Raw genomic sequence first — 794 nt, forward strand, 5'->3', positions numbered from 1 at the left:
CTACCTCTAGACCAATAATATCTACGGTCATCACATCATCCCAACCCAACTCTTTCTGGGACGATTCTTGTTGACCTTCTTGCCCCGCTGGAAGCTCTAGAGTTGAAGAGTCAGGTTGCACCTGCGCACTACCAACATTGGCTTGCGAGCCACGTTGAGGGACCGGCCCATCATAAGGTTCTACCTGCGGCTTTTTATTCTGGCGATCACGATACCAAGCCCCCGCGCCGACAAGAATACCAAGCGACAAAAACGCAAAATGCGGCATGCCAGGTACGATGCCCATCACGATTAGAATACCAGAGGCGATATACAAAGCCTTAGGCGACAAAAACATTTGATCAAGCACTTGTGATGACATGTCTTGTGTCGTACTAACACGCGTCACCATAATTGCCGCAGCGGTAGAAAGAAGTAACGATGGAATCTGTGCGACCAAGCCATCACCAATCGTAAGAAGCGAGTACTTTTGCATCGCATCATTGAACTCTAGTTGGTGCTGCAAAATGCCGATACTCAAACCGCCAATAATATTAATGGCTAAGATCAACAAACCCGCAATGGCATCACCACGTACGAACTTTGATGCACCATCCATCGCCCCATAAAAATCTGCTTCCGTGGCAACTTCTTCCCGACGCGACTTCGCCTCTTCTTGATTGATAATTCCTGCGTTAAGGTCTGCATCAATTGCCATTTGTTTGCCTGGCATCGCATCGAGTGTAAATCGAGCACTTACTTCAGATACACGCCCAGCACCCTTGGTCACGACCACAAAGTTGATGATCATTAAG

Annotated in this window: 1 protein-coding gene; it reads right to left on the reverse strand. The window is 48.0% G+C overall.

The annotated features are described in order from the left end of the window. The coding region (locus A3738_RS24020) for an FHIPEP family type III secretion protein (RefSeq protein ID WP_197474002.1) at positions 1–794 on the reverse strand (794 nt) is incomplete at both ends.

The sequence above is a fragment of the Oleiphilus sp. HI0066 genome (assembly GCF_001635725.1).